Origin of the sequence: Moorena sp. SIO4E2 (genome assembly GCF_010671945.1) — a bacterium.
Lineage (GTDB): Bacteria > Cyanobacteriota > Cyanobacteriia > Cyanobacteriales > Coleofasciculaceae > Moorena > Moorena producens.
Genome location: NZ_JAAHIE010001405.1, coordinates 1 through 1,081 on the forward strand (window position 1 = coordinate 1; position 1,081 = coordinate 1,081).

The following is a 1,081-nucleotide window of genomic DNA, read 5'->3' on the forward strand; positions in this document are numbered from 1 at the left end:
CTTGGGGGGCTAGGGGGGCCGCATCATACCCAGAATCAGCAACGCCTAATTTTGGAGTACTTTGAAGGTTTTGTTCCCCCCAAACTTGGGGGGCTAGGGGGGCCGCATCATACCCAGAATCAGCAACCCCTGTCTCAGAAGTAACCGACGAGGAAAACCTAGGAGAAACCCTAGTCGAAAATTCCGGTTCCAGAGTTGATGGTGCTTCTGGAGTTGGACTATTGAGTAAGGAGGTTAAATCAGGATGGAGTGGTTGCTTGATTCCTGGTTTTAGAAAAGTTTGTTGCCACTGTTTTCCTTGCCCTAGTTGCCAATTGTCTTGGCTGTTTGTTATGCTTGGCAAGGTCTGGCCAACTGCTCGGGAAATTGGTAGACCTAAGCTAGCAGCGCTTTTGTCTGTGGCTAATATTGGGAAAGCCTCAATCTTGAGCTCTCCTGTTGGGTAGGGTTTGAGCAGTACCTGGTTTTGCTGTGTTTGGTACGGTGCCGAAACGGTTATTCTTTGAGATAATTCATCGAGGTGGCTAGTGGTCTGGGAAGGTTTAACGGTTTGAATAATTGCGGGTACGACCGGCGGCTGAACTGGCTGGGGCATTTTTCACTAATTGGCTGGTGTTTTACTATTCAGACCAACAATCCTTGACTCAATCCCCAAGATTGTAGTTCCAAATCGGTTATCGACAAAGACAGCCCATATTACAACTAATTAAGCATAAATACAAAACCACCCTCATCTAAGAGCGTGGTTTTGTCTAGATAATCCCGTCTTCACGAGCCGTGGCTATCTCTAGTTGAGGTCTTTGATAGACCTGACATGATAATGCGATGTTCCTTTGGAACCGCTTCGCGAACGCTATTTACTCGAAATCTTTCCGCTTAGGGTTACGAGATGGATCGTTTGACAAGAAGCCAAACACAAATAAGGCAATAAAGAAGCTAACCACTATATAAACAATGATTTTGAGTGTTGCCATGTTGAGTTCTCCCAAGAAGATATGAAATACGGAAGATGAAGTAGTACATGAGACATTGGTCTGATGGTGAAACTTCTAGAATTGGGAATCTAGATCAAAAACCATCT

General features: G+C 45.1%; 2 protein-coding genes. Both read right to left on the reverse strand.

Features of this window, described 5'->3' with window-relative positions:
• A partial coding sequence (locus F6K37_RS44040) for a hypothetical protein (protein WP_287257433.1) occupies positions 1 to 595 on the reverse strand: 595 nt, incomplete at its 3' end.
• Positions 596 to 857: 262 nt separating this feature from the next.
• Positions 858 to 974, reverse strand: a complete 117-nt coding sequence (locus F6K37_RS44045) for a photosystem II reaction center protein I (protein ID WP_071986807.1) — start codon at positions 972 to 974, stop codon at positions 858 to 860.
• Between the last annotated feature and the right edge of the window lie 107 nt (positions 975 to 1,081).